Source organism: Pseudoxanthomonas indica, assembly GCF_900167565.1.
In the GTDB taxonomy this organism is placed as follows: domain Bacteria; phylum Pseudomonadota; class Gammaproteobacteria; order Xanthomonadales; family Xanthomonadaceae; genus Pseudoxanthomonas_A; species Pseudoxanthomonas_A indica.
This window is the reverse complement of the sequence record NZ_FUZV01000002.1, coordinates 1387253-1413582: the sequence shown is the minus strand read 5'-3', so window position 1 is coordinate 1413582 and position 26330 is coordinate 1387253. Positions and strand designations below refer to the sequence as shown.

Genomic DNA, 26330 nt, shown 5'->3' with positions numbered 1-26330 from the left:
CACGCCTTCGTGGCGTTTTCCCCTGCCCACCCTTTCGGCACAGAACAACATGCCGTGTGTTGGAAGTGGATTAACCGCGCTGGCGACCATCGCCACGCGGACCGTTTCTGCTGCGCCAGTTGCGCTGGCGGCGTGTCCGGCGGATCGGTATTGCCGAATCAACCGGTGACGATCGCCAGAACCCGGGTCACGACGTCTTCGATGCCCAGGCCGGTGGTGTCGATGAGGACGGCGTCATCGGCCGGCCGCAAAGGCGCCACCGTGCGTTGGGCGTCACGGGCGTCGCGCGCCAGGATCTCGCGCAGCAGACCGTCTAAGGTAACGGAAACCCCTTTTTCTTTCAACTGCTTATAGCGCCTTTCGGCCCGCTCCCCGGCGCTGGCCGTCAGGAACACCTTGTAGGCGGCGTCGGGAAAGATCACCGTGCCCATGTCGCGGCCGTCCGCCACCAGGCCCGGCGCGCGCCGGAAAGCACGCTGGCGCTCCTTCAGCGCCGCCCGGACTTCCGGAATGGCGGCAATGGCCGAAGCCAGCGCGCCGGTGGTCTCCAGCCGCAGTTCGTCGGTGGCGTCCACGTCGTCCACGATCACGCGCAGCCCCTGGGCCCCCTCCTCAAAGCGGACCGAGGTATCAAAGGTGCAGCGGACCAGGGCGGCCGGGTCGGACACATCCAGGTCCGCCCAGCTCGCCGCCACGCCCACGGCACGGTACAGCGCGCCGGAATCCAGGTAATGCCAGCCCAGGCGCTCGGCCGCCAGCCGGCTGACCGTGCCCTTGCCCGCCCCGGAGGGACCATCGATGGTGAGGACGGGAGCGGCTTCGGTCATGGGGCATTCCTATGGTTTTGACCGCTATTATGCCGCTCTGCCACGGGGCTGCCCGGGGCCCGGCCACACCGCTCTCGGGGGCCCTTTGCCTTTCTCCAAGGCAACCACTTGATACAACTCAGGAATTACCCGTAGAATAGCGGGCTTCGTTTCGCCCCAACACTTTTACGCCGAGGTTTCACATCATGAAGGTCCTGTCCTCCCTGAAGTCGGCGAAGGCCCGTCACCGCGACTGCAAGGTCGTCCGCCGCCGCGGAAAGGTCTTCGTGATCTGCAAGTCCAACCCGCGTTTCAAGGCGCGTCAGCGCTAAGACCGGTGCAGACGCGGCTGCATCCCGATGGATGCCGTCGCCTTCGCGCAACACCCAGAAAGCCGCCTCCGGGCGGTTTTTTGTTGCGGCGCTTTTGCTATAAATGGCGCTTCATCCGGGGGAGACCAACGCCATGCTTCGTGTTGCCATCGCGGTTTCGTTGCTTGCCGTATCCGCTGTCGCCAGCGCGCAGGACGGCGATACCTTGTTGATTGAACGCGTGCAGGAAACCGCACAGCAGGCCGCCCCCGTGCGCGGCTGGACCAGCGCCCAGGTGGAACAGCGATTCGGCGCGCCGCAGGAGCGCCTGGATCCGCGCGGCGGACAGAAGCGCCAGTGGCCCACCATCAATCGCTGGGTCTATCCTGCTTTCACCGTCTACTTCGAACGCGACCGCGTGATCGACGTCGTGGCCAACCAGGCCAGCGCCGACGAAGTGGGCCCCAAGCCCCCCATTCGTTGAAGCCCTGAACCAATGACCGATGCTTTTCGCCTGCCCGCGGAGTGGGAAACCCAGTCCGCGATCCTGATCGCCTGGCCGCATGCCGAGACCGACTGGGCCGAGCGCCTGGGTGAAGTCGAGGACACCTATGTGGCGCTGGTCGCCGCCATCACCCGCTTCCAGCCGGTGGTGATCTGCGTGGCCGACGACGATCTGCAGACCTATGCCGAAGCGCGCCTGCGCTCGGCGCGGGTGGACATGGCGAAGGTGCGCTTCGTGCCGGCCGAGTACGACGACACCTGGCTGCGCGACACCGGCCCCATCACCCTGCGCGATGGTGGCCGCTACAAGCTGCTGGATTTCCGCTTCACCGGCTGGGGCGGCAAGTACGAAGCCAGCCGCGACGACCGCCTGGTCGGCGAGCTGTCGGGCATGAACCTGTTTCACAACTACTTCGTGCAAACCATTGATTTTGCACTGGAAGGTGGCGCCATCGACAGCGACGGCGCCGGCACCCTGCTGACCACCTGGCAGTGCCTGCACGAGCGCCATCCCGACGCCAGCCGCGAAGAACTGAGCCAGCGCCTGGCCGGCTGGCTCAAGCAGGACCGCGTGCTGTGGTTGGACCATGGCTATCTGGAAGGCGATGACACCGACGCCCACGTCGACACCCTCGCCCGCTTCGCGCCTGGCAACGCCATCGTCTTCCAGGCCTGCGACGACCCCAACGATTCGCACCATGCCGAACTGACCGCGATGGGCGAGGAAATCGCCGCGCTGCGCACGCGTGATGGCGCGCCGTACCGCCTGTATCCGCTGCCGTGGGCCGAGCCGATTCTCGACAACGGTCGCCGCCTTGCCGCGTCGTATGCCAATTACCTGATCCTCAATGGCGCCGTGCTGATGCCGGCCTATGGTGATCGCTCGGACAACGCCGCCGCCGCCGTGCTCGCCAGGGCTTACCCGGATCGCGAGATCGTGCAGGTGCCCTGCCGCTCGCTGATCTGGCAGAACGGCAGCCTGCACTGCATCACCATGCAACTGCCGCAGGGCTTGCTTTCCGCCTGAGGCGGTTGCCACGCAACCGTCCTGCCCGGTATATGCGCGTAGGCCATTGGTTGGGTCGCCATTGAACGCTTCGTTTACACACGCGCGGTGGCGATCCTCCATAACCGGTGTTCTTCCCCCGCAAGGAGAACGCCGTGCAGACCCGACGTGGATTCCTGACCTCCACCGCCGCGATCGTCGCCGGACTGGGCCTCGCGGCCTGCCGTGACAGCGCCGAGGCCGGCATCAGCCAGCAGGCCGCTGGCGCGGCCACCGCGGACAAGCCCGCGCCCAAACTCGCCGGCCCCTTGAACACCCGCCTGATACCGCGCACGCAGGAACGCGTGCCGGTGATCGGCATGGGCACCTCGGGCAGTTTCGAAGTCGGCGAGTCCGCTGCGGACCGCGATCCTTTGCGCGAAGTGATCAAACGCTTCATCGCCAGTGGCGCCACCGTCATCGACACCGCGCCCACCTACGGCACCGCCGAAGATGTGGTCGGCGCTCTGCTCGCCGAACAACAGCTTCGACCCAAGGCCTGGCTGGCCACCAAGCTCTCCGGCGTCAGCGGCCGCGAGGAAGGCCTGGCCCAGTTCAACGACAGCCTGCGTCGCCTGAAAACCGACAAGGTCGAACTGCTGCAGGTCCACAACCTGCGCGACCTCAAGACCCAACTGGCCGTCGCCCGCGAACTCAAAGAACAAGGCAAGGTGCGCTACGTCGGCGTCACCCACTACCTGGAAAGCGCGCAGGACGAACTGGCCGAGATCATCCAGGCCGAGAAACCCGACTGGCTGCAGATCAACTACTCGGTGGTGTCGCGCGGCGCGGAAAAACGCGTGCTGCCCTTGGCCCAGGATCTGGGCATCGCGGTGATGATCAACCGCGCCTTCGAAGACGGAAAACTGTTCGCCCAGGTCAAGGACAAACCCCTGCCCGACTGGGCCGCCGCCGCCGGCATCACCAGCTGGGCGCAGGCCTTCCTGAAGTTCGCGCTCAGCCAGCCGGCAGTGACCGTGGTGATTCCGGCCACCGGCAAACCGGATCGCCAGAGCGACAACCTGCAGGCGGGCATCGGCCCGGACCTGGACGCCCAACAACGCCAATCCCTGATCAGCCACTTCGCCTGAGCCCACGACACGATGTCGAACCCACCACCGCGCGCCAACTTCATCGCCCGTCTTTTCAACGTCCAGCCGCACGAAGCGGGCGCGGTGGTGGCCGGACTGAGCCTGTTCTTTCTGCTGTTCACCGGCTACTTCATGCTGCGGCCGGTGCGCGAAACCATGGGCGTGGCCGGTGGAGTGGACAACCTGCAATGGCTGTTCACCGGCACCTTCATCGCCACGTTGCTGGCGATGCCGCTGTTCGGCTGGCTGGCCGCACGCGCCTCGCGCCGGCGGATCCTGCCGTGGACGTTCGGCTTCTTCGCCTCCAACCTGATCGTGTTCGCCCTGCTGTTTCTGTGGCGTGCCGATGACGTCTGGATTGCGCGTGCCTTCTACATCTGGCTGTCGGTATTCAACCTGCTGAGCATCTCGCTGGCCTGGAGCGTGCTGGCGGATCTGTTCGCGGTGAACCAGGCCAAGCGCCTGTTCGCGCTGATGGCCGGCGGCGCCAGCCTGGGTGGGCTGGTCGGTCCGCTGCTCGGCACGCTGCTGGTGGAACCGCTCGGCCACGCCGGGCTGGTGTTCCTGTCCGCGGCGTTCCTGGTGGGCAGCATCTTCGCCACCGTGTGGTTGCAGCATTGGCGTGACCGCCAGCCACTGCGCGCCAACGATGTGGCCGCGCGTGCGCGTCCGCTCGGCGGCAATCCGTTTGCCGGCGCCACCGCGGTGTTCAAGTCGCCTTATCTGATGGTCATTGCCCTGTTCGTGGTGTTGCTGGCCAGCGTCAGCACCTTCCTCTACTTCGAACAGGCGCGGCTGGTGGCCGAGCATTTCCCCGACAAGACCCGGCAGACCCAGGTTTTCGGCACGATCGACACCATCGTGCAGAGCCTGGCCATCCTCACCCAGATTTTCATCACCGGGCAGGTGGCAAGAAAACTCGGCGTGGGCGTGCTGCTGGTGGTCGTGCCCATCGTCACCGCCGCCGGCTTCCTGTGGCTGGCGCTGGCGCCCACCTTCGCGGTGTTCGCGGTGGTGATGGTGGTGCGCCGCGCTGGTGAATACGCGCTGGTGCGACCCGGCCGCGAAATGCTCTACACCGTGGTCGGCGATGAGGAAAAGTACAAGGCCAAGAACTTCAACGACACCGTGGTCTATCGCGGCGCCGACGCCCTGAGCGGCTGGGTCAAGGCGGCGCTGGATCACATTGCCCAGCAGCCGGCCCTGGCGATGTTCATCGGCGCGGGCATCGCCCTGGTCTGGGCGGGCACCGGCGGCTGGCTGGGGCGCGCGCAGCATCGGCGCGAACTCGCGACGCCGGAGCCGGTTCCACCCGCGCACGTCGCGCCGGCGAAGCCCTAACCACGTTCACTCCGCGTCGGCACGGTGCGCGGCCATCCGCGTTACCATGCGCGTCCGCTAAAGACATCCCCCGCCATGACCCGCAAGACGACCCTGCCCGTCGCCCTGATCCAGGAAAAGAACCACGGCGATGCCGACGCCAACCTGAGCGTGATCGAAGCGCGCGTCGCCGAGGCCGCCAAGCGTGGCGCGCGCCTGGTGCTGCTGCAGGAACTGCACAACGGTCCCTACTTCTGCCAGCACGAGTCGGTGCAGGAATTCGATCTGGCCGAGCCGATTCCCGGCCCCAGCACCGAACGCCTGGGCCAGCTCGCCAAGCAGCACGGCGTGGTGCTGGTCAGCTCGCTGTTCGAGCGCCGCGCCATCGGCCTGTACCACAACACCGCGGTGGTGTTCGAGAAAGACGGCCACATCGCCGGCAAGTACCGCAAGATGCATATCCCGGATGATCCGGGCTTCTACGAAAAGTTCTACTTCACTCCGGGCGATATCGGCTTCACCCCGATCCAGACGTCGGTCGGTCGCCTGGGCGTGCTGGTGTGCTGGGATCAGTGGTATCCGGAAGCCGCGCGCCTGATGGCGTTGGCCGGCGCCGAAGTGCTGCTCTATCCCACCGCCATCGGCTGGGATCCGGATGACGAAGCCGCCGAGAAAAACCGCCAGCGCGATGCCTGGGTGCTGAGCCATCGCGGCCACGCCGTGGCCAATGGCCTGCCGGTGCTCAGCTGCAATCGCGTCGGACATGAGCCTTCGCCGCTGGGCACTTCCGGCATCCAGTTCTGGGGCAACAGCCATGTGCTGGGTCCGCAGGGTGAATTCCAGGCCGAAGCCGGCACCGAGGAAACCATCCTGAGCGTTGAAGTGGACATGGAACGCAGCGAACACGTGCGCCGCATCTGGCCGTTCCTGCGCGATCGCCGCATCGATGCATATGGCGATCTGCTCAAGCGCTATATCGACTGAGACCGCCGCCTTGCCCCTGCATCTGCGCGAGGCCACCCCGGCCGACATTCCCGCCATTGCCACGCTGTACGCCTACGAAGTACGCGAGCGCGTGGCCACCTACGAATACGATGTCCCCGACGAAGCCGAGATGGCCAGGCGCATGCGCGATGTCATGGCGGCGGGTTATCCCTACCTCGTGGCGGAAGTGGATGGCCAGTTCGCCGGCTACGCCTACGCCAGCAGTTACCGCAGCCGCATCGGCTATCGCTGGACGGTGGAAGACACCGTCTACATCGAACCGGATTTCCAGGGCCAGGGCATTGGCCGCGCGCTGCTGCAGGCTTTGATTGAAGCCTGCGAAGCCAAGGGCTACCGGCAGATGATCGCGGTGATCGGCGAACCGGCCAATGCTGCGTCGGTGATCCTGCACGAGAAACTGGGCTTCCAGACCGTGGGCGTCTTCCGCGGCCTGGGCCGCAAGCACGGCCGCTGGCTGGACACGGTGCAGATGCAGCGCGCCCTGGGCCCCGGCGATGCCGACGCACCTTCCAATGAGTGAACCGATGACCGACGCACCGCACCTTCCCGCCCAGGCCCCGTTGGCTGAGCAGCCGCACCAGATTGTCGAGCGCGAAGGCGTGCGCTACACCCTGCTCGGCACCGCGCATGTATCGCGCAGCAGCGTCGACGCCGTGCGCGCGGCGATTGCCAGCGGCGAGTTCGACAGCGTGGCGGTGGAACTGGACGCCGGGCGCCTGCAATCACTGACCGACCCGGATGCGCTGGCCAAGCTCGACCTCATCAAGGTGCTGCGCGAAGGCAAGACCCATCTGTTCGCCGCCAACCTGGCGCTGGCCGCGTACCAGCGTCGCCTGGCCGAACAGCTGGACGTGGAGCCCGGCGCCGAACTGAAAGCCGGCGCGCTCGACGCACGCGAACGCGGCCTGCCGGTGCACCTGATTGATCGCGAAGTCGGCCTGACCTTCAAGCGTGCCCTGCAGCGGCTGAGCTGGTGGGGCCGCACCAAGATCAGCGCCGGCATCCTGGCCGGCATGTTCGCCGACGAGGAAGTGGGCGACGACGAAATCGAGAAACTCAAGCAAGGCGACATGCTGGAATCGAGCTTCGGCGAATTCGCGCAGGACAATCCCGCGTTGTACGAGACCGTGATTGCCGAGCGCGATCGCTACATGGCCACCCGCCTGCGCCAGGCCGGCCATGGCGCCCTGCCCTCACCCGCAGGCGGCCCGCATCGCATGTTGGCCGTGGTGGGTGCCGGCCATCTCGCCGGCCTGGCCAAGCATCTGCGCGAAGACCAGGGCGAGCCGGCGGCGACGCTGGCCGAGCTGGAACATGTGGCGGAGAAGAGCAGCATCCCGTGGTTCACCATCCTGCTGACCAGCTTCGTGCTGGGTGGCTTTGCGTGGGGCTTCTATCGCGGCGGCGTGGATGTGGGCTCGGACCTGATCGTGCAGTGGGTGCTGGCCACCGGCATCCTGGGCGCGATTGGTTGCGCGATTGCCGGCGGGCATCCGCTGAGCATCCTGGCCGCGTTCATCGCCTCGCCGCTGACGCCGCTGCATCCGGCGCTGGCATCCGGCACGGTCAGTGCGCTGGTGGAAGCCACGTTGCGCAAGCCGACCTATGCGGACTTCATGGCGCTACGTGATGACGTGCAGACCTTGCGGGGCTGGTGGAAGAACCGCGTGGCCCGCGTGCTGCTGAACTTCTTCCTGACCAGTCTGGGTACGGCGATTGGTGTGTGGACGGGTGGGTTGCGGATGTTGGGGAAGTTGGTGGGTTGAGGTTAAAACGCCCCTGCCAATGCAGGAAGGGACGGTCATACCGGCCCTTTTTCTTAGCAGAACGCCGGGATCTTGTTCGAAGTCCTCTTCTCTTCCAAAGTGGACATCATTCCATCAAATGCGTGGAGCCACTTCTGGTTACAACCCAAGGACTACCCTTAGATATTCGCCTGCTGTTGAGAACACGTAAGTCTCAAAGGCTCCGTCTAGCCTCGTGCACCTGGGCGAATCATCTGACACCATTGCCCTTGAGACGACCACTTCGATATTGCCGCTATCTCCATGGCGCAACTGCAGGTTGCACTCGACACTAGCTGGCTGACACATTGCGCCCACGCGGCGTTTCACGAATTCGACTGCCTTCACCTCGCCAGTGCTCGTAGGACTGATAGAAGGCTCATCGCTAAAACATAGATTAGGTTTGTTGGGCCATGAGGAACATCCAATCATGGCCAGCCCCATACCTGCAAACACCAAATGCAATCTCATCGGCTTCAACACCTCTTTGGAAAGACACAGTCGTTGTCGCTGTCAGATTGAATTCTTCAAGGATTCAGCAATTCTCTTGATGCCTCATTCAAAGGCGTTTGATGGGCATCGTTCCACGGGCCGATTGGCATATCACCCCTCAAGGCTGGCGAGACGCCAGTTCCATCGCCATGCATCCCTTCATGGGTAATTGCAACCTGACGAGTCATGTCCCTACTAGTCTTTCTGATGCCCACGAGAGTTCCCCCACCAGAAAGCCCTAGCGAGCCGATATAGGTGGTATTGCCACCTGTGGCCATTCCACTGCCTGCCAAAGGACTGTTGGCTACGATACTTATTCCTATCAGTGCCTTGCCCACCTCACCAGCGGTAGTGCTCGCTTGTTTGCCCGGCTCACCTGGATTGCCATCCGCGCCAGGTTCTCCAGGCATCGAGATTGTCACCGACTTCTGCGGATTTGCCATGAGCGTGTTTACAGCATCGGTATAGGATTTTTCAAACGCTTTGACGCGTCTAAGCTGCGCCTTCGTCATATCTGCTCGCTGAATTTCATTACCTTTCTTGTCTATGTATGAATCAACTGTGCAGTTGAATTTTTCAGCTGCGCTCTGACACGTCCGGCCATCGGGATCAGTAAAACGGTACGGACTATTGTTGGCATATTTATAGCGATTGAACATCACTATCGGATTTCTGTAAGCCGTCACCGGATCCACGCTCAAGAACCTCCCCACCTCCGAGTCATAGTACCGCTGCTGCATATACGTCAGCCCGGTACTGGCATCCTGCCGGTGCCCGGTGTACCCCACGTCATCCTTGTCCGCCCGATTGGTCAACGCGCCATACGGCTCATACTCGCTGCGCTCCAGCACCGCCTGGGTGGCATCGGTCTCCACCAGCGCCGAGCCCAGGCCGTCGGTGTGCAGGTAGCGGTAGGTGTAGACATTGGTCGGCGCGTCGCGCTCGCGGATGGCGACCGGGTCATCGCCCAGGTAGATGTGCTCTCGGACCTTGCCCGTGCGTGAGTCGGTGGAGAAGGCCAGCTGCCCGTTCATCAGGTACTGGCTGTGCGCGGCCACGCCGTTGATGGTGTCGCGCACGCGCCGGCCGTGGGCGTCGTACAGGTAGCTGCCCTTGCCTTCCACCTCGCGCAGGCGGTTGCCGTAGTCGAATTTGTGCACCACGCCGTTCTTGTTGTACACGTTGCCCTGAGGGTCGTAGCTCAGGGCGATGACCATGGCGTTGCCGGGCACTTGCGTCACGCTGTCCAGGCGGTTGCCCAGGTCGTAGTGGTAGCTGTGGTCGCGCGGGTGCATGCCACCGGTCTTTGACGCCGCTCAGATTGTCCAGCACGTCGTAGCCATACGTGGCCGCACCGAAGCTGGGACCGCTGGCAGTGAGCAGTCGGTCCAGGTTGTCATACGTCATCGTCCGCGACTGCCGCGCGCCGGCCGTGGCATCGGTAATGCTGGCCACGTTGGCGTTCTTGTCGTAGGCGTAGCTCAGGTCGAGCATCGCGCCATCGACGCTGCGCGCCGGCAGCTGGCGCGCGTTCTGGGTCAGCGTGTGGACGATGCCGTTGCCATAAGTGAACTGCTTGACCGCGCCATTGGGGAAGTACTGCACGTTGCTGGCGTAGGAACCGGCCTGGGTCGGCTGGCCCAGCTGGTTGGGCGCATACGCCACCACGATGCCGTGCCAGTTGTTGCTGGCGAGATGGCCGTTGGCGTTGTACTTGTACTCGTAGGGCCAGTCCAGCAGCGAGGTGACCAGGCGCTCGTGGTACAGCAGGCCACGGCGGTTGTAGCTGTAGGTGGTCACCACCGGCTCGCCATAGTTGGCGGCGTTGTAGGCCGTCAACACGCCCGGCTTGCCCGTGGGCAGATAGGTCCAGACCTGGTTGCCCAGGCCATCGGGGAAGGTCAGCGTGCTCAAGCGATTGCGTGCGTCGTAGGTACGCGCGGCCTTGCGCAGCACCACCGCCGATGTCGTGCCGGTGGCATCGCATGCAGTGCCGGCAGGCAGGCCCGCGGCCGACCAGCTCAGGTTGCCGGCGGCGTCATAGCCCATCAAGGTCGTGCCGGTCTCCGGTTCGGTGGAGGCGCACAGCTCCTGCTTGGCGTTGTAGGTGTAGCTGCGGTCTACCGCCAGGGTGCCGCCAGTGGGGCTGACGTTGTTGCTGCGGCGGATCTTGGTCGGCTTGCCGTACTTGTCGCGAGTGATGTGGGTGAAGGCCGACTCCGGGTGCTCCATCAACACCGGCCAGTCCTGCGTCGGCGCATCGAAGGCCATGAAGCTGGTGGTGGTGCTCTGCAGCTTGGGGCTGGTGACCTTGACCTTGAAGCCGGTGAGGTACTCGGTGACCGTGGGCAACAAACCCAACTCGCTGTCCTGGGTGCTGGACTTGATGCGGCCCAGCGCGTCGTACTCGCTCCACACGCCCTTCAGGCTGGCATCGCCAATGGTCGTGAGGCTCGCCACCGGGTAGGACTGGAACTCCAGCTGGCCTTCGGCGTCATAGCGCTTGACCACCATGCTGCGGGTCGCCAGGGCGGTGGGGTTGTCAGTGTTGTCGAACTGCTCTTCCAGCACCGGACGCCATAGCGCATCGAAATGGCGAACGGTGCGGCCCTTGCCGGTGTCCACGTACTGAATCCAGTAGCCTGCCGGCAAGCCATAACGGCCAATGGCGCTGGGCGCGAAGCTCTGTGTGGTAGCCGCCCAGGTGCTGGTATTGCAGGTGTTGGTGGCCGACTCGGAGGTGTAGGTGATGCTGGTCAGCCGCCCCATGGCGTCGAAGGTGTAACAGGTGCGCGAGCGGGCTTCGTCCTCCACCCACTTCAACCAGCCATTGTTGTTGACCTCGGCGGTCAGGTAACTGTTGTCTGCGAAGGTGACGTTCTGCGGAACGCCGCGCTTCCAGTTCGACAGCGTGGTGACGTTGTTGAGTGCGTCCTTGGCCGTGGCCAGGTTGCCGTCGGCCTGGTAGGTCAGCGTCTGCACTACGCTGCCAAAGTTGCTCACCACCCACGGCTGCGCCTTGGCGGTGAAGGTGGTACTGAAGGTGACCGTGCCATCGACCTTCTGCTCGCGCACCGCGCCCAGCACGCCCAGGCTGGGGAAGTCGGAGTAGGCGGTGCTCTCGGTCTTGGAGTACCCCAGCGAACTACTTAGGGTGTTGGTCAACGGCCGAGACAGTGTGTCGAACGTGGTGGTCGCACGGCTGAAGGTCACGCCCTGTTGCGCGGTGACCGCGGTCTTGAGCGGTGTCCAGGTTTCCTGTTTGGTGAAGTTGCTCTTCTGCAATGCCAGCACCTCGCCCACCTTCGCCGGGTACGGGCCTTCGGTGGCGGCGGCATAGGTGGAGGTCTCGGTGCGCAGCAGCGTGCTGGCGCCCTGGAAGGTCTCGGTCTTGAGCAGCTTGCCTTCGTGCGCGCCCCAGCGGTTGGAGTAGGTATAGCGCGTGCGGTCGCCGGCCGGGCCGGTGACATCCACCCAGCGGGTGTCCACGCAGGTGCTGCTGGCCGCACAAGCATCACTGGTGGAGCTGCCGGCCGCGACCGAGTAAGCGTAGCTCCACGTGGACGGGGTCAGACCCGGGCCGCTGATGGTTTTACTCAGCAGCGAATTGCCTCCGAAGACCGTCTGTATGCCTTCGACGCCCGGGCTGGCCAAACCATTGGGGTACAGGCAAGTCGTTGGCACGTAGCTGCGTGAGTGCCAACGGCTACCCAACACGAATGTTCCCGTTGCGCCGCTTGGATGTGCAATGGTTGAACTGCTGCCGCCACCGGTGGCAGAGAGCGTCCGCAGCCCGCATTTGTGCAAATCCGGGTGTGTAGCGGCCCGGCCGCCCACCCCCGCCAGATTGAACTGCCACGACGTGCCATCGGGCAACACCACGCCTGTCAGCGTGACCACCTCGGCCGAGGCCACGTTGTACTGGTACTGCCACACGCGTTGGTCGGCCGTGCCGGGATTGACTGTAATCTGGCTGATGACCGGCGCGTCGGTGCGCCAGCTCAGGCTGACCGCGCGACCATCGCTGGCGGTGATGGCGGTGAGCTGGTCGCCGGTATAGCTGTAGGTCACGAAGTTGCCGAACCGGTCTTCGACCCGGCTGGCGTACATGTTGGCGAACATGCGGAACTGGCGGAAGTTCGCTCCGTCCTTCTGCTCGAACACCGTGTAAGCACGCTCGCCGGTGAGGTAGTTGAGCCAGTACTTCGTACCGTCCGGCGCCACCGCGATGAAGGCTTCGCCGTCTTCCCCGTTGCTGGTATTGGCCAGGCAGCCGATGTGCCAGTTGCCCAGCGTCAGCGCCTTGAACACGATGGCACTGCCGCCGTTCTGCACCGTCGGCGCCGACGGACTGCTGGCCACCCGACGCAACAAGCTCTGTCGCTCGCCGGACTCGGTGACCAGGTCCATGCCGTTCCAGGCATCTTCCGGGTCGTCCAGGCCGCCGGTATACAGCGGGCGGTTGAACAACGTGCAGCGTTTGGTTGCATCGGCGCTGCTCAAAGGCGCCACGATCCATTGCTGACCGGGATTGGTGACCGGGCCCGAACCCAACGGTCCCTGCGTCAATGTCTCGATGCGCGGGATGGCCAGCACCCAGTCGCCCATCGAATGCGGGCGCATGCGCGCTTCGCTGGTCTGAACTGAGGCCAGCTCACGGGTCAACGAAATCGTCGGCCCGGTGCCTTCCAGCACCACATCGGTATGACGGAACGTCAGGTCACCGGTGTACAGGTTGACCTGCTCGCCGAACAACGAGGTGCCCGTCGGGTCGATGGCATCGTTGACCTTGAGGCGGCGAAGGTATTTGTCTTCGGCTGACAGTTCTTGCGACTGCGCCGGAAGCGCGCTCAGTGTGACCACCGCCAGCAGCATGCCGGCAACCAGGACTCGCACGTGTTCTCCCTTTCAGCTCGATGAGCCGAATCCCTGAAATTCCCCCTGGCTCGTCCGTGTTCTGAGCCAGCGCGGCGGATGGTTGCGCGCGAGGTGTTGCGGTGTCAACTGTGGCGGGAGAGCAAGCGTGAGAATCGCGCACATGCCATTTGCGCTGCCCGGGTCATTCCGATTTTGCCCACGTCATTTCCGACACTCACTCGCGGACTTCCCCGACAAATTTTCTTTCGCGATATAGGTGCAATTCGTCGCAACAGGTTCTAGGTTTTGCTACAGGGCATCCCCGTCCCGCAGCGCCCCGCTTCACCCCAGCTGCGAGACAAAAGCGCGGACCGTCTGAGGTAACGACTCAGCCGGCCCGCTAACCAAAACCAGTAAAGGAATTACTGACCATGGCTAGCATCCATCCTACAAGCACCCTCCTCCGCCCGGCTACCGAAGGCGCCTTCAGCCCGCCTCCCGCACCGCCCTCGCCCCCCGCCCCACCGGCCCCTCCCACCCCCGCCCCGTTCTCCGACGACGCCCGCCAGCAACTCTGGACCGTGCAGGAAACCCTGCACCTGCTGCACCTGCTGACGCTCTCGCGCAATGACGATCCGATCATCGCGCCCGAGCAATGGAGCGGCTGCCTCAATCTGCTGAGCACCCAACTGGCGCAAGCCCTGGAGGCAACGGAAGACCCGCTGGCTGCCTGATGCCAGCCCACAACGAAGAAGGGCCGGCAATGCCCGGCCCTTCCTCATCACACCCACCTGCAACCTCAATCCACCTTCAGCGCCGTCAAGCTCGCCGTCGGCGCACTGGTCAGCGGCTCCACCGCCTTGCCCCGCGCCCGGCGAATCGCCCGGCTGGTGCCATTACGCATGTCATCCAGGATTGCGTAGATGGTCGGCAGGAACAGCAGGCTCACCACGGTCGAGAAGGCCAGGCCACCGGCAATCGCGCGCGCCATCGGGAAGTACGGCGGGCCGTCGCCGGCCATCTGCGTGGTGCTCATGGCAATCGGCACCATCGCCAGGATCGCCGTGCCCATGGTCATCAGGATGGGACGCAGACGCTCACGGCTGCCTTCCACCAAGGCCTCGGTGCGGCTCATGCCGCGCCGTCGCAGATTGTTGATGTGCTCCACCAGCACGATGCCGTTGTTCACCACCACGCCCATCAGGACCAGGATGCCGATGAAGGCCATGATGTTGAACTCGGTGCCGGTCAGGTAGAACAGCCAGAACACACCCAGCACCGAGAACAGCACGCCGCTCATGATCGCCGCCGGGAACAGCAGCGACTCGAACACCGCCGCCATCACCACGTAGATCATCACCAGCGCGATCAGCAGATTGAACATCATCTGCTTGCTGGCTTCCTCATCCTCTTCGAAACTGCCGCCCTCGAAGCTGTAGCTGTAGCCCGCCGGGTAGGCAACCGTCTTCAGCGTGTCTTCCATCGCCTTGCGCGCGGTCGGCATGTCCACCTTGTCGGCCAGGTTGGCCTGGATCGTCAAGGTGGTCTGGCGGTTGGCGCGCTGCACTTCGGTCGCCGCCGGCTTGACCGAGACATCAACCATGCTCAACAGCGGCACGGTACGGCCATCCGGGGCACGCACGTTGAAGGCTTCCAGATCCGCCGAACCATACTTCTCCGCGCCGGCGAAACGAATCCACACCGGCACCTCGGTCTCACCCCGACGGAACTCGCGCAGCGGCGCACCACGCAGGGCCAGTTCGACAAAGCGACCCACTTCCTGCGCGCTGAAGCCGAACGACAAGGCCCGCTCGCGATCCACCCGCACCGCCAGCTCGCTGTTCTGATCGCCGGCATTGACGCGCACGTCGGTCAGTTCCTTGCGCTTGGCCAGAATCGGCACCACGTCCTTGGCCAGCTCGTTCAAGGTCTGCGTGGAGTCGCCTACCAGCTGCACCGAAACGCTCTGCTGGCCCTGTCCGCCGCCGCCACCGCCCGGCCCGCCTTCGTTGCCGATGCCGATGTTGGCGCGCGCCGACTTGGGCAGCTCCTTGCGCATCTCCTCCACCAGCTTCTTGCTTTCCTCGGTGTCGGTGGTGTCGAACTTGACGTTGGTGCCACCCCAGCCCTGCTCGCTGAAGAACGAATAGATCTGGGTGATCTTGTAACGCTTGCGGTTGGCTTCCAGGTACTTCTCGACCTTGGCCACTTCCTCGGACATCTGGTCCTTGGTGTAGGCGCCCTTCCACTGGTAGTACACGCGGGTCTCGCCGACGTCTTCGCCGCCGAACATGTTCATCTTCATGCCGCGCGCCGGCACCACCAGGCTGACCACGATCACCAGCAGGATGCCGGTGACGCTCCAGCCACGGTGCGCCAGCGTCCAGCGCAGCAGCCGCGCGTAGTTCTTCTGCAGGCGCGGAATCAGGCCGTCCGGCTTGGCCACAGCCGGTGGGGTCTTCATGCGTGCGGACAACATCGGGATCAGGCTCACCGCCACCAGCCACGAGGCCAGCAGCGACACCGAGATGGTGATGGCGATCTGCGACAGGAAGATGCTCAGCATGTTGCGCTCACCGAACATGGTGGGCACGAACACGATGCAGTGGCACAGCGTACCGGCCGACAGCGCGATGGCCACATGACGGGTGCCGATGATCGAGGCCCAGATGGGCTGATCCGGCATGCGCTCGCGTTCCTGGTAGATGCTCTCCACCACCACCACGGCGTTGTCCACCAGCATGCCCACCGCCAGCAGCAGGCCCATCATGCTGAGGATGTTGAGGGTGACGCCGGTGAAGTACATGAAACCCAGGGTCATCACGAAGCAGATCGGGATGGCCAGGGTCACCATCAGCGTCGACGGCCAGTGGCGCAGGAAGAAGAACAGCACCGCGATCGACAACACCAGGCCGATGCCGCCGGCTTCGGCCAGGCTCAGCAGCGAGGAGGTGACGTTGTCGCCCTGGTTGTCCATCACCAGGATCTGCACGTCTTCCAGCGCCGGGTTCTCCTTGATGGCGTTGACTTCCTTCAACGCGGCGCTGGACACATCCACCAGGTTGGCGTTGCGTTCCTTGAAGATGTCCAGGCCCACCGCCGCGCGGCCATCCAGGCGGCGCGCGTAGTCCATCCGCGCCGGCTTGAGCCGCACATCGGCGATGTCGCCCAGGCGCAGGCCGCTGTTGTTGAGCACCAGCCCGCGCAGCTGTTCCAGATCGGTCATCTCGCCGACCGGCTGCACGCGCAGTCGACGACCGCCGTCCAGGATCTGCCCGGCCGAGACCGAGAAGTTGGCCGATTGCAGGCGCGTGGTCAGCTCGTTCAAGCCCAGGTTGTGCGCGGTCAGGCGGTCCGGGTCAATCGCGATTTCCACTTCGTTGGCAGGTGCACCCGACACTTCCACCCGTGCCACGCCCGGGATGCGCTCCAGCCGCCGCTTGAACTCGCGGTCGATCATGTCGTACGCGCCGGTCAGGTCCTGCTTGCTGGCCAGGCGTACGCGCAATACGGGTTCGTCGGTAGTGGAAAACTTGAAGACGAAGTAGCGCTGCATGTCGTCCGGCAAGTCATCGCGGATCGCATCGATGCGCTCGCGCGCTTCCGAAGCGGCGATGGCCACGTCGCGGTTCCAGTCCGAGAACTGGATGAAGATGTTGGCGCCGTCCGCACGGGCGCTGGCGTCCATGCGCTTGATGCCGGTCATGGTCGACAGCGCTTCTTCCACCGGCCGCAGCACCGTGCGCTCCACCTCTTCCGGGGTGGAGCCGGTGTACGGCAACTGCACCATGATGAAAGGCGGCGAGACGTCGGGGAACGCTTCCAGCGGCAAGCGCACGGCGGCGATCGTGCCGATCACCACCAGCGATATGAAGAACATGATCGCCGTGACGGGCCGCTTGATGCTGAACTCTGCGACGCTCATGCCTGCTCCGGTGCGGCCTCGCCGCCTGCGTCCTGCTCGCCATCGATGCCATGCGCCGCGGCGCGGTTGCGCCGGCCGCGTTCGCGGTAGTACTCGTCCGCGCGGCGGTCCATCAGGTCATACACCACCGGAATCACCAGCAGGGTCAGCAGCGTGGAGACCAGCAGGCCGCCAATCACCGTGATCGCCATCGGCGAGCGCACTTCCGCACCCGGGCTGCCGAACAGCGGCGCAGCGGCCAGCGGCAGGAAGCCGAACAGGGTGCACAGCGTGGTCATCACGATCGGACGCAGTCGCGAGCGCGCGCCTTCCACCAGCGCTTCGCGCTTGGCCACGCCTTCTTCGCGCAGCTGGTTGACCTTGTCGATCAGGATGATGGCGTTCTTCACCACCAGGCCCACCAGCAGGATCAAGCCGATGAACACCACCACCGAAATCGGCGAGCGGGTCAGCGTGAGCGCCAGCACCGCGCCGACCAGCGCCAGCGGGATGGTGAACAGGATGACGAAGGGATGCAGCAGCGATTCGAACTGCGAAGCCATCACCAGGTAGACCAGGAACACCGCCAGCGCAAAGGCGAACAGCAGCGACTTGACCGCCTCGGCCAGCTCCTCGCCCTGGCCGCCGATGTGCATGCCGACGCCGGCGCCAATCGGATCATTGGCCACCATCTGCTGCACTTCGCGCACCGCACCGCCCAGATCGATATCGCGCAGGTTGGCCGAGATGATGGCCACGCGGATTTGATCGGTGCGGTGGATTTCGCTGGGACCGGTGGTGGCCACGACTTCGGCCACCGAGTCCAGCGTCACCGGACGGGTGCTGCCGGGATTGACGATCAGGCGACGGATGCTCTCGATGCTGTCGCGGTCGGTCTCCTGCGCGCGCACCAGCACGTCGATCTTGCGATCGCGGAAGCTGTAACGTGTGGCCACTTCACCGCGCACCTTCTTGACCACCACATCGGCAATCTGGCGGGTGGTCAGGCCGAGTGCACCGGCGCGTTCCTGATCGAAGCGGATCTGGATTTCCGGGAAGCCCTCTTCCACCGTCGACTTGACGTCGGCGTAGTGCGGGTTATTGCGCATCATCGCCGCCAGCTTGCGGCCAGCCTGTTCGATGCTGGCCAGATCCTGGCCACGCAGTTCCACTTCCAGCGGCGTGGAGAAGCTGAAGAGCTCGGGACGGGCGAAGTCGACCTGCGCGCCCGGGTGCGCCTTCATGGTCTGGCGCAGGCGCTCGGTCTCGGCGGCTTCGATCTTCTCGTTGCCGCCGTTGGCCATCACGATGCTGAGCTTGCCGATGTTCTCGCCGCTCTCGGTCGGGCTGGCGTCCAGGCGGGTACCGGCGCCACTGACGCCGTACATGGCGTGGATGCCTTCATCCTTGCCGTGCTTTTCCTGCAGCTCGCGCACCAGCGCATCGGTGTCTTTCAGCGGCGTGCCGGGCGGCAGCTTGACCGTCATCTCGAAGCGATCCTGGGCCAGCTGCGGAATCAGATCCGCACCCAGGAACGGCACGATGGCCAGGGTGGCGGCAAAGGCCGCCGCCGCAAAGCCCAGCACCAGCCACGGACGCATCAGCGACTTGGGCAGCAGGCGCAGATAGGCCGCTTCCAGCCAGTGGTAAGGCTTCATCGACAGGTCGCTGAGCTTGCGCATCACCGGGCCGATCACGGCCACCAGGCCGCGCCAGATCTTGACCACCACCCAGGCGATACCGAAGAAGCTGCCGCGCGTCACCGCACCGCTGGCATGGCCCACGGCCGCGACCGGCTTCTGCAGCTTGCTGGTCGGCTGCCAGCGCGGATGCGCCGGCTCTTCCGGGAACGCCAACGGCGCGCGGCCCTTGAACGAGCTCAACATCGGGATCAGGGTCATCGCCACGATCAGCGAGATCGCGATGGCGATGGCCACGGTCATGGCCTGATCACGGAACAGCTGGCCGGCGATGCCTTCGACGAAGATCAGCGGCAGGAACACCGCAATCGTGGTCAGGGTGGAGGCCACCACCGCCATGCTCACTTCGCGGGTGCCGGCGATGGCCGCCTGCACGATGCCCAGGCCGCGTTCGCGCGCCTTGGCGATGCTTTCCAGCACCACGATCGAGTCATCCACCACCAGGCCGGTGGCCAGCGCCAGGCCGCCCAGCGACATCACGTTCAAGCTCAGGCCGAACTGGCTCATGAAGAAGAACGTGGCGATGATCGACACCGGCAGCGACAGGCTGATGACGAAGGTGCTCCAGCCATCGCGCAGGAACAGGAAGATGATCAGGATGGCCAGCAGGCCACCGATGACCGCATCTTTCTTGACGTCGGCAATGGCGTGTTCGATGAAGATCGACTGGTCTTCAATCGTGGTCACTTCCACCGTCGGCGGAATCTGATCCTTGAGTGCTTCCAGGCGCTTCTTCAGCGCTTCGGCGGTGGAGACGGTGTTGGCGTCGCCTTCCTTGTAGATCGCCAGTTCCACCGCTTCCTTGCCGCCCAGGCGGATGATCGACTCGCGCTCCTTGAAGCCCTGGCGCACGTCGGCCACGTCTTTCAGGCGCACGGCCATGCCGCCGGCAATCGCGGCGCTGGAACCGGACGAGGCGCTCTGCACGGACGCCGCAGCGGCCATGGCTTCGGCCGAACCGGTGGACGCGGCAATCGCCGCCATCTGTGCCGCCGCCGACTGCGCGGCGCTGTCGCCACCGCCGCTCTGGGCGTTGACCAGCATCTCGCGGATTTCGTTGACGTCGGCGAACTGGTTGACGGTGCGCACCAGGTAGCGCTGCGAACCTTCTTCCAGGCGACCGCCGGAGATGTTGATGTTCTCCTGCTGCAGACGCTGGATGACGGTGTCGATGGGCAGGTTCAACTGCGCCAGGCGCTGCTGATCGATGTCGACCTGGATTTCGTCTTCCAGACCGCCGCCGACCTTGACCGCGGCCACGCCTTCGACCGGCTCGAGTTTCTTTTTCAGATCGTCGTCGGCGTAGCGACGCAGTTCAATCAACTGGCGAATCGCATCCGCATCGGTCTTGGCCGCGTCCTTGGGTGACAGCGCCAGGCGGATGATCGGCTCGGTGGAAGGATTGAAGCGCAACAGCACCGGCGGCTTGGCTTCCAACGGCAGCTGCAGCACTTCCATCTTGTCGCGGACTTCCAGGCTGGCCTGGTCCATGTCCGTGCCCCAGGCGAACTCCAGCACCACGTCGCTCTGGCCGGTACGCGAGACCGACTTAAGCTTGCGCAGGTTCTTGACCACGCCGAGCGCTTCTTCCACCGGCTCGGAGATCAGGGTCTCGATTTCCGATGGCGCGGCGCCGGTGTATTCGGTGCGCACGGTGAGCGTGGGATAGCTCAGGTCCGGCAGCAGGTTCACCTTGAGGCTGGTCAGCGCGATGATGCCGAACAGCACCATCGTCAAGGTGATCATCATGATGGTGACGCGGCGGCGCGTGGCGAATTCCACCAGCCCGCCGCCCGAAGCGCTGCCCGAGGGCAGCGCGTGGGGGTCGTGGTCAGGGTGGCTCATCAGCGCTTGCCTTCTTTCTTGTCGTCACCGGCCTTGGCCACGGCCTTGGGTTGCGGATCGCCAATCACCTGCACGGCGGTGCCGTCACGCAGCGCGACCTTGCCGGCGGTGACCACGCGGTCGCCGACCTTCAGGCCTTCGCGGATTTCCAGCCATTCGCCGTCGGCGTAACCCAGCTTGACCGGCACCCGGGTGGCCTTGCCTTCGCGCACCACGAACACCGCCGGGTCGCCGTCATCGAGCAACGCCACGCGCGGCACCACCAGGGCATCGGCGCGCTGGTCGTAGTCGATGCGGATGCGGCCGAACATGCCGGGCTGCAGAATGCCGCCATCGGTGAAGGCGGTGATCACGCGGAAGGTGCCGCTGCCGGAATCCACTACCGGCGCCACGCGATCCACCTTGCCTTCAAAGGTCTTGCCCGGCAGTGCGTCGACGCGCATCACCACCGGCTGGCCGGCCTTGAGCGTGGACAGTTCACGCTCGGGCACGCTCAGCGTGGCTTCCAGCTGCGAGTTGTCGACGATGCGGAAGATCGGCGTGTTGATCTGGACGAAGTTGCCGGTCTTGATCGAACGCGAGGCGATCACGCCGGAAATCGGCGCCACCACCGTGGTGTACGACAGTTCCAGCTTCATCATGTTGTATTGCGCGCGGGCGTTTTCCAGGTCGTACTTGATCTGGTCCACTTCATTGGCGCTGACCATCTGCTGGCCCACCAGCTGGGTGGCGCGGCGATAGTTGTTTTCCAGCTTGCGCATGGTCGCTTCGGTCTGCGCCAGGCTCAGGCGCGCGCGATCCGGATCCAGCCGCACCAGCGGCTGGCCGGCGCTGACGTGCTGGCCTTCCTCGACCATCACGTTGAGCGCCACGCCCGAGGTCTTGGCCACCACCTGGGCTTCGCCACGCGGTTCCAGCGCGGCAGTGCCGGTGTAGCTGGCCGCCACCGGGCGACGGCTGGCCTTGACGGCCTCGACCGGCACGGCGTCGACTTCCTTGGCGGCCGCTTCGCCATTGCTGGCCTTGGCCTCTTCGGCCGGGCCACCGCCCTTGCAGGCGGACAGGACCAACATGCCGCACAGGGCGGGCAAGAGCGCTAGGCGCAGGTAGGTGCGACCGGATTGTGGGTGGGCTCGGGACATGGGTGGTGGGCCGTGGTGGAGTTGTTTAGGTGTTGTATCAAGGTATATCACCCCGGGATGACACTTCATGCGCCGAAGGTCATGGTGACTAGCGTCAGTGATGCCTGCTATATGCGCGGCCGTTGCAGGCACGTTTGCACGCGTGGCGCGTGCTGACCAAAGGCGTGATCGCGAGCGTGCTACCTGGCCGCTTCGGCGGCGCACCGTTCGGCGGATGGCGGGTGTTATGAGCCTCACGCTATACTCCGCCCAGCCAAGCGCCCCGGATTGGACGTGGCGCGCGCAAATGAGAGTCCCGGATTAACGACATGATGCGACCGCTTCCGCTCGCCGCTTGCCTTGCTTTGGCCATTGCCCTCCCGGCAGCAGCCTTGACCGCCCAGACCCCCGCTGCCGCTCCGGCGCCTGCTGCCGCCCCGGCCGCAGCTCCCGCCGCCGCCGCTCCGGCCGCCCCCGCTGCCCCCGTCGGTGATGCCGATCGCGGTCGCACCCTGACCTACACCTGCCAGGGCTGCCACGGTATCGAGGGCTACAAGAACGCGTACCCGAACTACCACGTGCCGCGCATCGGTGGCCAGTCGGCCGAGTACCTGCAGCAGGCGCTGACCGAATACAAGAACGGCAACCGCAAGCACCCGACCATGCAGGCGCAGTCCCAGAGCTTCTCTGAGCAGGACATCGCCGACATCGCCGCCTTCCTTTCCACCGTCAAGTAATCCGAACATGCCCAACGCCAAGCACGCCCAGCGTCTAGCCATCGCCCTGCTCGCTGCCATCGCACTGTCGGCCTGTTCGAATCCGAATGCGGAATCGGCCGCCACCGATCCCGGCCACGCCAGTGGCGAACACGGTTCCAGTTCTTCCGCCGGCCTGCCGCACGGTCGCATCGCCAACGGCGAGCAACTGGCCAAGGCCAAGGGCAAGGCCACCGGCCAGAGCTGCGTGGATTGCCATGGCGCCGCCGGCAATGCCCCGATCGACGGCACCTATCCCAAGCTGGGTGGCCAGTACGCCGATTACCTGGCGCATGCGCTGCAGGCGTATCGCGCCGGCGATCGCCAGCATGCGCTGATGTCGCCGCAGGCCGCTGGCCTGAGCGATCAGGACATCTCGGACCTGGCCGCGTACTTCGGTTCGCAGGAACGCAAGCTGCGCGACCTGCACGGCGTGCACGACATCCACCCGCACTGAGTCAGCGTTCTGCTGGAAGAAAAACGGAGCCGCAAGGCTCCGTTTTTGTTTTTGCTGCTCCCTTCTCCTGCCGGGAGAAGGTGGCGCGCAGCGCCGGACGAGGGGACGGCTGCCTAGGAGTCGGTCGGAATCGGATTGCGCTTGACCGGAATCTCCGGTGGCGGCCGCGACGAAGGCGGCTGCTCGTTGAGGTTGGGATCGACCAGGCCGCAGCCGCCGCCCAGTTGCAGCACCGAGATCACGCACTTGATCTTCTTGTTGGTGCCGGGAATCGGAATGCTCGCCTCGCGCACGTTGCGGCGCACCCACTCGGCCAGCAGCGACTCGTTGGGCACCCAGTACTTGTCCAGCGAAGTGGGTGTGTAGTCGTACGGCGGACGCTGCAGCCAGGTACCCGAGCGATCAATCTGTTCGCGCGTCCACTTGTCGAAATCGCCGCCGGGCGCACCGCGATCCGCGCTGGTGTCATTGCCGCTGCCAGCGGTACCCGGCAAGCGCACGCTGCCGTCGGCATTGAACAAGCCCGGCGCCTGGCCGGCATTGGCGCCACTGTCGCCGGCGACGTTGCGCTTGGATGCGCCCCAATCATCGCCCTTGACCGGCGTGTTCCAGCCGCCGCTGCGATCCGCCGGCGCCGGCCCGGCGTTGCGCGCGCCGGGCTGGTTGCCGCGCGGCGAAGGCGTGGCGCTGGTGGTCGAAGACTGTCCGCTGCCCGTGTTCGGCACCGGTGCGGCAGTGGCGGCCGTACCGGTGGAAGCTGCGGGCGAACTTGTGGCGGCGCTGGCAGGCGCAGGCGCCGCGGGGCTGGTCGACGCGGCCGGTGCCGGTGCTGCAGCGACGGCGGGTGCCGGGTTTGGAGTGGCCACCGCACGTTCGCGCACCGCTGCGGTGGGCGCGTTGATCTCGCGCACCGGCGCAATGCGGCTGGGAATTTCGGTGGCGCGCACCTGCGGCAAGGGCGCGGATACTTCGCGCTCCTGCACCTGTGCGATCGGGCGATCGACCGGGCGCGTCTGGATCGGCGTTTCGCGGGTGACGCGCGGCGCCTGCGGCGTCGGCAATACCACGACTTCGCGCTGCTGCACGCTGGCTTCGCGTGGCGTGACCACGGGCGTGCGGAGGGCGTCGGTGCGCACGTTGGGCGCGCTCAGCACATAGTCCTGGGTGGCCACCGGCGTTTCGGTCACCTGCACCGGCTGCGGCGGCGGAATCTCCGGCTCGGCCACGCTGCGTTCGCGCACTTGCGGCGTCTCGGCACTGAGCGTGGGCGAAGGCGGCACGAATTCCGGCAGAGTGATCGGGGTGGGTGCTTCGACCGTGTCACCGCCTGCTTCGCTGCTGGCGGCAGCGGTGGGCGTGGCGGCGGTCGGCTGGCGCGGCGCAGCCTGCCCGGCGACGTCGGGTGCGCCACCGCCCTCCTCGGCCGGCGTGCCGCGACCGATGTATTCCACCTGCACGCGACTGCTGTCGCCCGCCGCTTCGGGAGGCGGCGGCAGTTTCACCACGGCCACCCAGATCAGCAGCAACACGAACAGCAGATGCATCAGCAGGCTGACCACGCCTGACAACCAGCGCGTGCCGCGTTCTTCGCGCAGCGGCGCTTCCCACTGCTGATAGAACAAGGTGCGCAGCGCCGACCAGAATCCCAGGTGCGGCGCGATCGCGCCGCCGCGCGCAGGCAGCGGACGCAAGGTCAGATCGCGGACGATTGCCTCGGATTTGTCGCGCGAGATACGGCCTTGGGTTTCCGGCAAGGCGCGCAGCCACAGGCCCCAGCCATAAGGCAGGCCCGTCTTGCGTTCCACCACGGGGGCCGGCTTGCGCGGCAGCAGCGCCTGGATGATGAGTTCGGCGGCTCGCGTCACCGGCGCTGGCTTCGTCAGGCCGCGTTGCCGCGGGGCATGTACGGCGCGTCGCCGGTGGCGTGATCCGTTGCATCACGCACCGCGGTCACTCCGGGAACCCGCGCCATCAGGGTCTTCTCGATGCCCTGCTTGAGGGTGACGTCGGCCATGCCACAGCCGTGGCAGCCGCCGCCGAAGCGCAGGTAGACCACGCCATCGCCGGTCACTTCTTCCACCGCGACCTTGCCCTTGTGCTGGGCCAGTTGCGGATTGACTTCGTTCTCCACCACCCAGCGCACGCGATCCACCAGCGAGGCCGAGTCGGTCGGCGCTTCGCCCTTGATCTTGGGCGCCTTGATGGTCAGCTGGGTGCTGGCGCCCTGGAACACGTAGTCGATTTCCGCGCCGTCCAGCCAGGCCACGCTGTCGGCAGCCACATAGACGGTGAAGCCGTCGCAATCCACCGCCCACTCATCGCCAGCCAGATCGCGCGGCTCGGCAAATTCCAGCCGGGCATCGGCGCGGGCCGTGCCGGGATGTACCGCGCTCAGGCGTACGCCCAGGCCAGGCAACGCCTCGCGTTCAATCAATTTGCGGAAATGCGCCTGCGCGCTGTCGGAAATCTGGATCATGCGGGTATTCTAGCTCCCCGCCTCTGGGCGGGATGTGGACGTCATAGTAGCGTGAGCCGGCGTCAAGCTGGCCAGAGGGAGGAATGCATGACCGATCTGATACCGCTTGCCCAGGCCCATTGCGTGCCGGTACGGGGAAGCGAACACCGTCTGGGCCAGGCCCGCATTGCCGAACTGTTGCCGGAACTGCCGGGTTGGGAACTGGTGGAAGACGGCCACGCGCTCAGCAAGACCTTCCACTTCAAGAACTACTACCTGACCATGGCGTTCGTGAACGCCTTGGCGTACATGGCCAACCACGAAGATCACCACCCGGATCTGGGCGTGCATTTCGATCGCGCCGTAGTCCGCTATTCCACCCACGACGTGGGTGGCCTGAGCGAAAACGACTTCATCTGTGCCGCGCGCGCCGAAGCGCTCGCCGCGGGAGCCTGATCATGAAGCTGCCGTCCCTGTCCGTGCCCTTCACCGCCGTTGCCGCCACGCTGTTGCTGTCCGCCTGCGGTGGCCAGTCGGCGCCCACCCCGGCCCTGCCCGCCCCCACCGAAGTGGCCGCGCTCGATACGCCGCCGCCGGAATACCCGATTGCGCTGGCCTGCGAAGGCGTGGGTGGCGTGTCCACCCTGAAAGTGACCATCGGCGCCGACGGCACGACCTCGGACATCGTGGTGGTCAAGAGCAGCGGCAACGCCGGCCTGGATGAAGCCGCTCAGAAAGCCGTGCAGGGCTGGAAGTTCAAGCCAGCCACCCGCGGTGGCCAGGCCGCCGCGACCACCATCCAGGTGCCGGTGAACTTCACCCCGCCGGCCGAACGTCCGAACGAGTGCTTTGCCCTGGACGCCAAGCCCAGCCAGTAA

General features: G+C 65.3%; 21 protein-coding genes. 13 read left to right on the top strand and 8 right to left on the bottom strand.

Going from position 1 to position 26330, the window contains the following annotated elements:
* Positions 1 to 158: 158 nt before the first annotated feature.
* Entirely contained in the window at positions 159 to 827 is a 669-nt protein-coding gene (gene cmk / locus B5X78_RS17195; RefSeq protein ID WP_079725976.1) for a (d)CMP kinase, read from the bottom strand.
* Between the two features lie 185 nt (positions 828 to 1012).
* On the opposite strand from cmk, the gene ykgO reads away from it, so the two are divergent.
* The 8 genes from ykgO (at position 1013) to B5X78_RS17155 (ending at position 7848) form a co-directional block, all read left to right on the top strand.
* The gene (gene ykgO, locus B5X78_RS17190; protein ID WP_010342887.1) at positions 1013 to 1138 is read left to right on the top strand and encodes a type B 50S ribosomal protein L36; all 126 of its coding nucleotides are present in this window, start codon (positions 1013 to 1015) and stop codon (positions 1136 to 1138) included.
* 133 nt (positions 1139 to 1271) lie between these two features.
* The gene (locus B5X78_RS17185) at positions 1272 to 1601 is read left to right on the top strand and encodes a hypothetical protein (RefSeq protein WP_079725975.1); all 330 of its coding nucleotides are present in this window, start codon (positions 1272 to 1274) and stop codon (positions 1599 to 1601) included.
* Between the two features lie 12 nt (positions 1602 to 1613).
* On the top strand, positions 1614 to 2648 hold the full coding sequence (locus tag B5X78_RS17180) for an agmatine deiminase family protein (RefSeq protein WP_079725974.1): 1035 nt from the start codon (positions 1614 to 1616) through the stop codon (positions 2646 to 2648).
* A gap of 134 nt (positions 2649 to 2782) precedes the next feature.
* A complete protein-coding gene (locus B5X78_RS17175; RefSeq protein ID WP_176140899.1) occupies positions 2783 to 3757 on the top strand; it encodes an aldo/keto reductase in 975 nt (324 codons plus the stop codon).
* A 12-nt stretch (positions 3758 to 3769) separates the two neighbouring features.
* Positions 3770 to 5098, top strand: coding sequence for an NTP/NDP exchange transporter (locus B5X78_RS17170; RefSeq protein WP_079725973.1), 1329 nt, complete (start codon positions 3770 to 3772; stop codon positions 5096 to 5098).
* A 75-nt stretch (positions 5099 to 5173) separates the two neighbouring features.
* Positions 5174 to 6061, top strand: coding sequence for a carbon-nitrogen hydrolase (locus B5X78_RS17165; RefSeq protein ID WP_079725972.1), 888 nt, complete (start codon positions 5174 to 5176; stop codon positions 6059 to 6061).
* On the top strand, positions 6030 to 6602 hold the full coding sequence (locus tag B5X78_RS17160; protein WP_425478740.1) for a GNAT family N-acetyltransferase: 573 nt from the start codon (positions 6030 to 6032) through the stop codon (positions 6600 to 6602). Before B5X78_RS17165 ends, B5X78_RS17160 begins: the two co-directional genes overlap by 32 nt.
* A complete protein-coding gene (locus B5X78_RS17155) occupies positions 6595 to 7848 on the top strand; it encodes a TraB/GumN family protein (protein ID WP_079725970.1) in 1254 nt (417 codons plus the stop codon). The genes B5X78_RS17160 and B5X78_RS17155 overlap by 8 nt, the downstream gene beginning before the upstream one ends.
* A gap of 545 nt (positions 7849 to 8393) precedes the next feature.
* On the opposite strand, the gene B5X78_RS17150 is transcribed toward B5X78_RS17155, so the two are convergent.
* Positions 8394 to 9437 carry an RHS repeat-associated core domain-containing protein gene (locus B5X78_RS17150; protein ID WP_176140898.1) on the bottom strand — a complete coding sequence of 348 codons (1044 nt, stop codon included), beginning with the start codon at positions 9435 to 9437 and terminating at the stop codon, positions 8394 to 8396.
* Positions 9319 to 13254, bottom strand: coding sequence for an RHS repeat domain-containing protein (locus tag B5X78_RS18680; protein ID WP_176140897.1), 3936 nt, complete (start codon positions 13252 to 13254; stop codon positions 9319 to 9321). The genes B5X78_RS17150 and B5X78_RS18680 overlap by 119 nt, the downstream gene beginning before the upstream one ends.
* Before the next feature lie 392 nt (positions 13255 to 13646).
* Here B5X78_RS18680 and B5X78_RS18530 point away from each other — a divergent pair, with 392 nt between their 5' ends.
* Positions 13647 to 13949 (top strand): hypothetical protein, encoded by a 303-nt coding sequence (locus B5X78_RS18530; RefSeq protein WP_139381613.1) that lies wholly within the window; start codon positions 13647 to 13649, stop codon positions 13947 to 13949.
* Between the two features lie 65 nt (positions 13950 to 14014).
* On the opposite strand, the gene B5X78_RS17145 is transcribed toward B5X78_RS18530, so the two are convergent.
* The 3 genes from B5X78_RS17145 to B5X78_RS17135 are packed head-to-tail and all read right to left on the bottom strand — an operon-like array spanning position 14015 to position 21737.
* Entirely contained in the window at positions 14015 to 17140 is a 3126-nt protein-coding gene (locus B5X78_RS17145) for an efflux RND transporter permease subunit (protein ID WP_079725968.1), read from the bottom strand.
* On the bottom strand, positions 17137 to 20664 hold the full coding sequence (locus B5X78_RS17140) for an efflux RND transporter permease subunit (RefSeq protein WP_079725967.1): 3528 nt from the start codon (positions 20662 to 20664) through the stop codon (positions 17137 to 17139). Before B5X78_RS17140 ends, B5X78_RS17145 begins: the two co-directional genes overlap by 4 nt.
* Positions 20664 to 21737, bottom strand: coding sequence for an efflux RND transporter periplasmic adaptor subunit (locus B5X78_RS17135; RefSeq protein ID WP_079725966.1), 1074 nt, complete (start codon positions 21735 to 21737; stop codon positions 20664 to 20666). Before B5X78_RS17135 ends, B5X78_RS17140 begins: the two co-directional genes overlap by 1 nt.
* Before the next feature lie 380 nt (positions 21738 to 22117).
* On the opposite strand from B5X78_RS17135, the gene B5X78_RS17130 reads away from it, so the two are divergent.
* Positions 22118 to 22522: a c-type cytochrome gene (locus tag B5X78_RS17130; RefSeq protein ID WP_079726254.1), complete on the top strand. Its 405-nt coding sequence runs from the start codon at positions 22118 to 22120 to the stop codon at positions 22520 to 22522.
* A 7-nt stretch (positions 22523 to 22529) separates the two neighbouring features.
* Entirely contained in the window at positions 22530 to 22997 is a 468-nt protein-coding gene (locus tag B5X78_RS17125) for a c-type cytochrome (RefSeq protein WP_079725965.1), read from the top strand.
* 113 nt (positions 22998 to 23110) lie between these two features.
* On the opposite strand, the gene B5X78_RS17120 is transcribed toward B5X78_RS17125, so the two are convergent.
* Together B5X78_RS17120 and B5X78_RS17115 are read right to left on the bottom strand one after the other, a co-directional pair.
* Complete coding sequence (locus tag B5X78_RS17120; RefSeq protein ID WP_079725964.1) at positions 23111 to 24862, bottom strand: hypothetical protein; 1752 nt, start codon at positions 24860 to 24862, stop codon at positions 23111 to 23113.
* A 14-nt stretch (positions 24863 to 24876) separates the two neighbouring features.
* On the bottom strand, positions 24877 to 25473 hold the full coding sequence (locus B5X78_RS17115) for an NfuA family Fe-S biogenesis protein (protein ID WP_079725963.1): 597 nt from the start codon (positions 25471 to 25473) through the stop codon (positions 24877 to 24879).
* Between the two features lie 87 nt (positions 25474 to 25560).
* Here B5X78_RS17115 and B5X78_RS17110 point away from each other — a divergent pair, with 87 nt between their 5' ends.
* Complete coding sequence (locus B5X78_RS17110; protein ID WP_079725962.1) at positions 25561 to 25908, top strand: 4a-hydroxytetrahydrobiopterin dehydratase; 348 nt, start codon at positions 25561 to 25563, stop codon at positions 25906 to 25908.
* A 2-nt stretch (positions 25909 to 25910) separates the two neighbouring features.
* Positions 25911 to 26330, top strand: coding sequence for an energy transducer TonB (locus tag B5X78_RS17105; protein ID WP_176140896.1), 420 nt, complete (start codon positions 25911 to 25913; stop codon positions 26328 to 26330).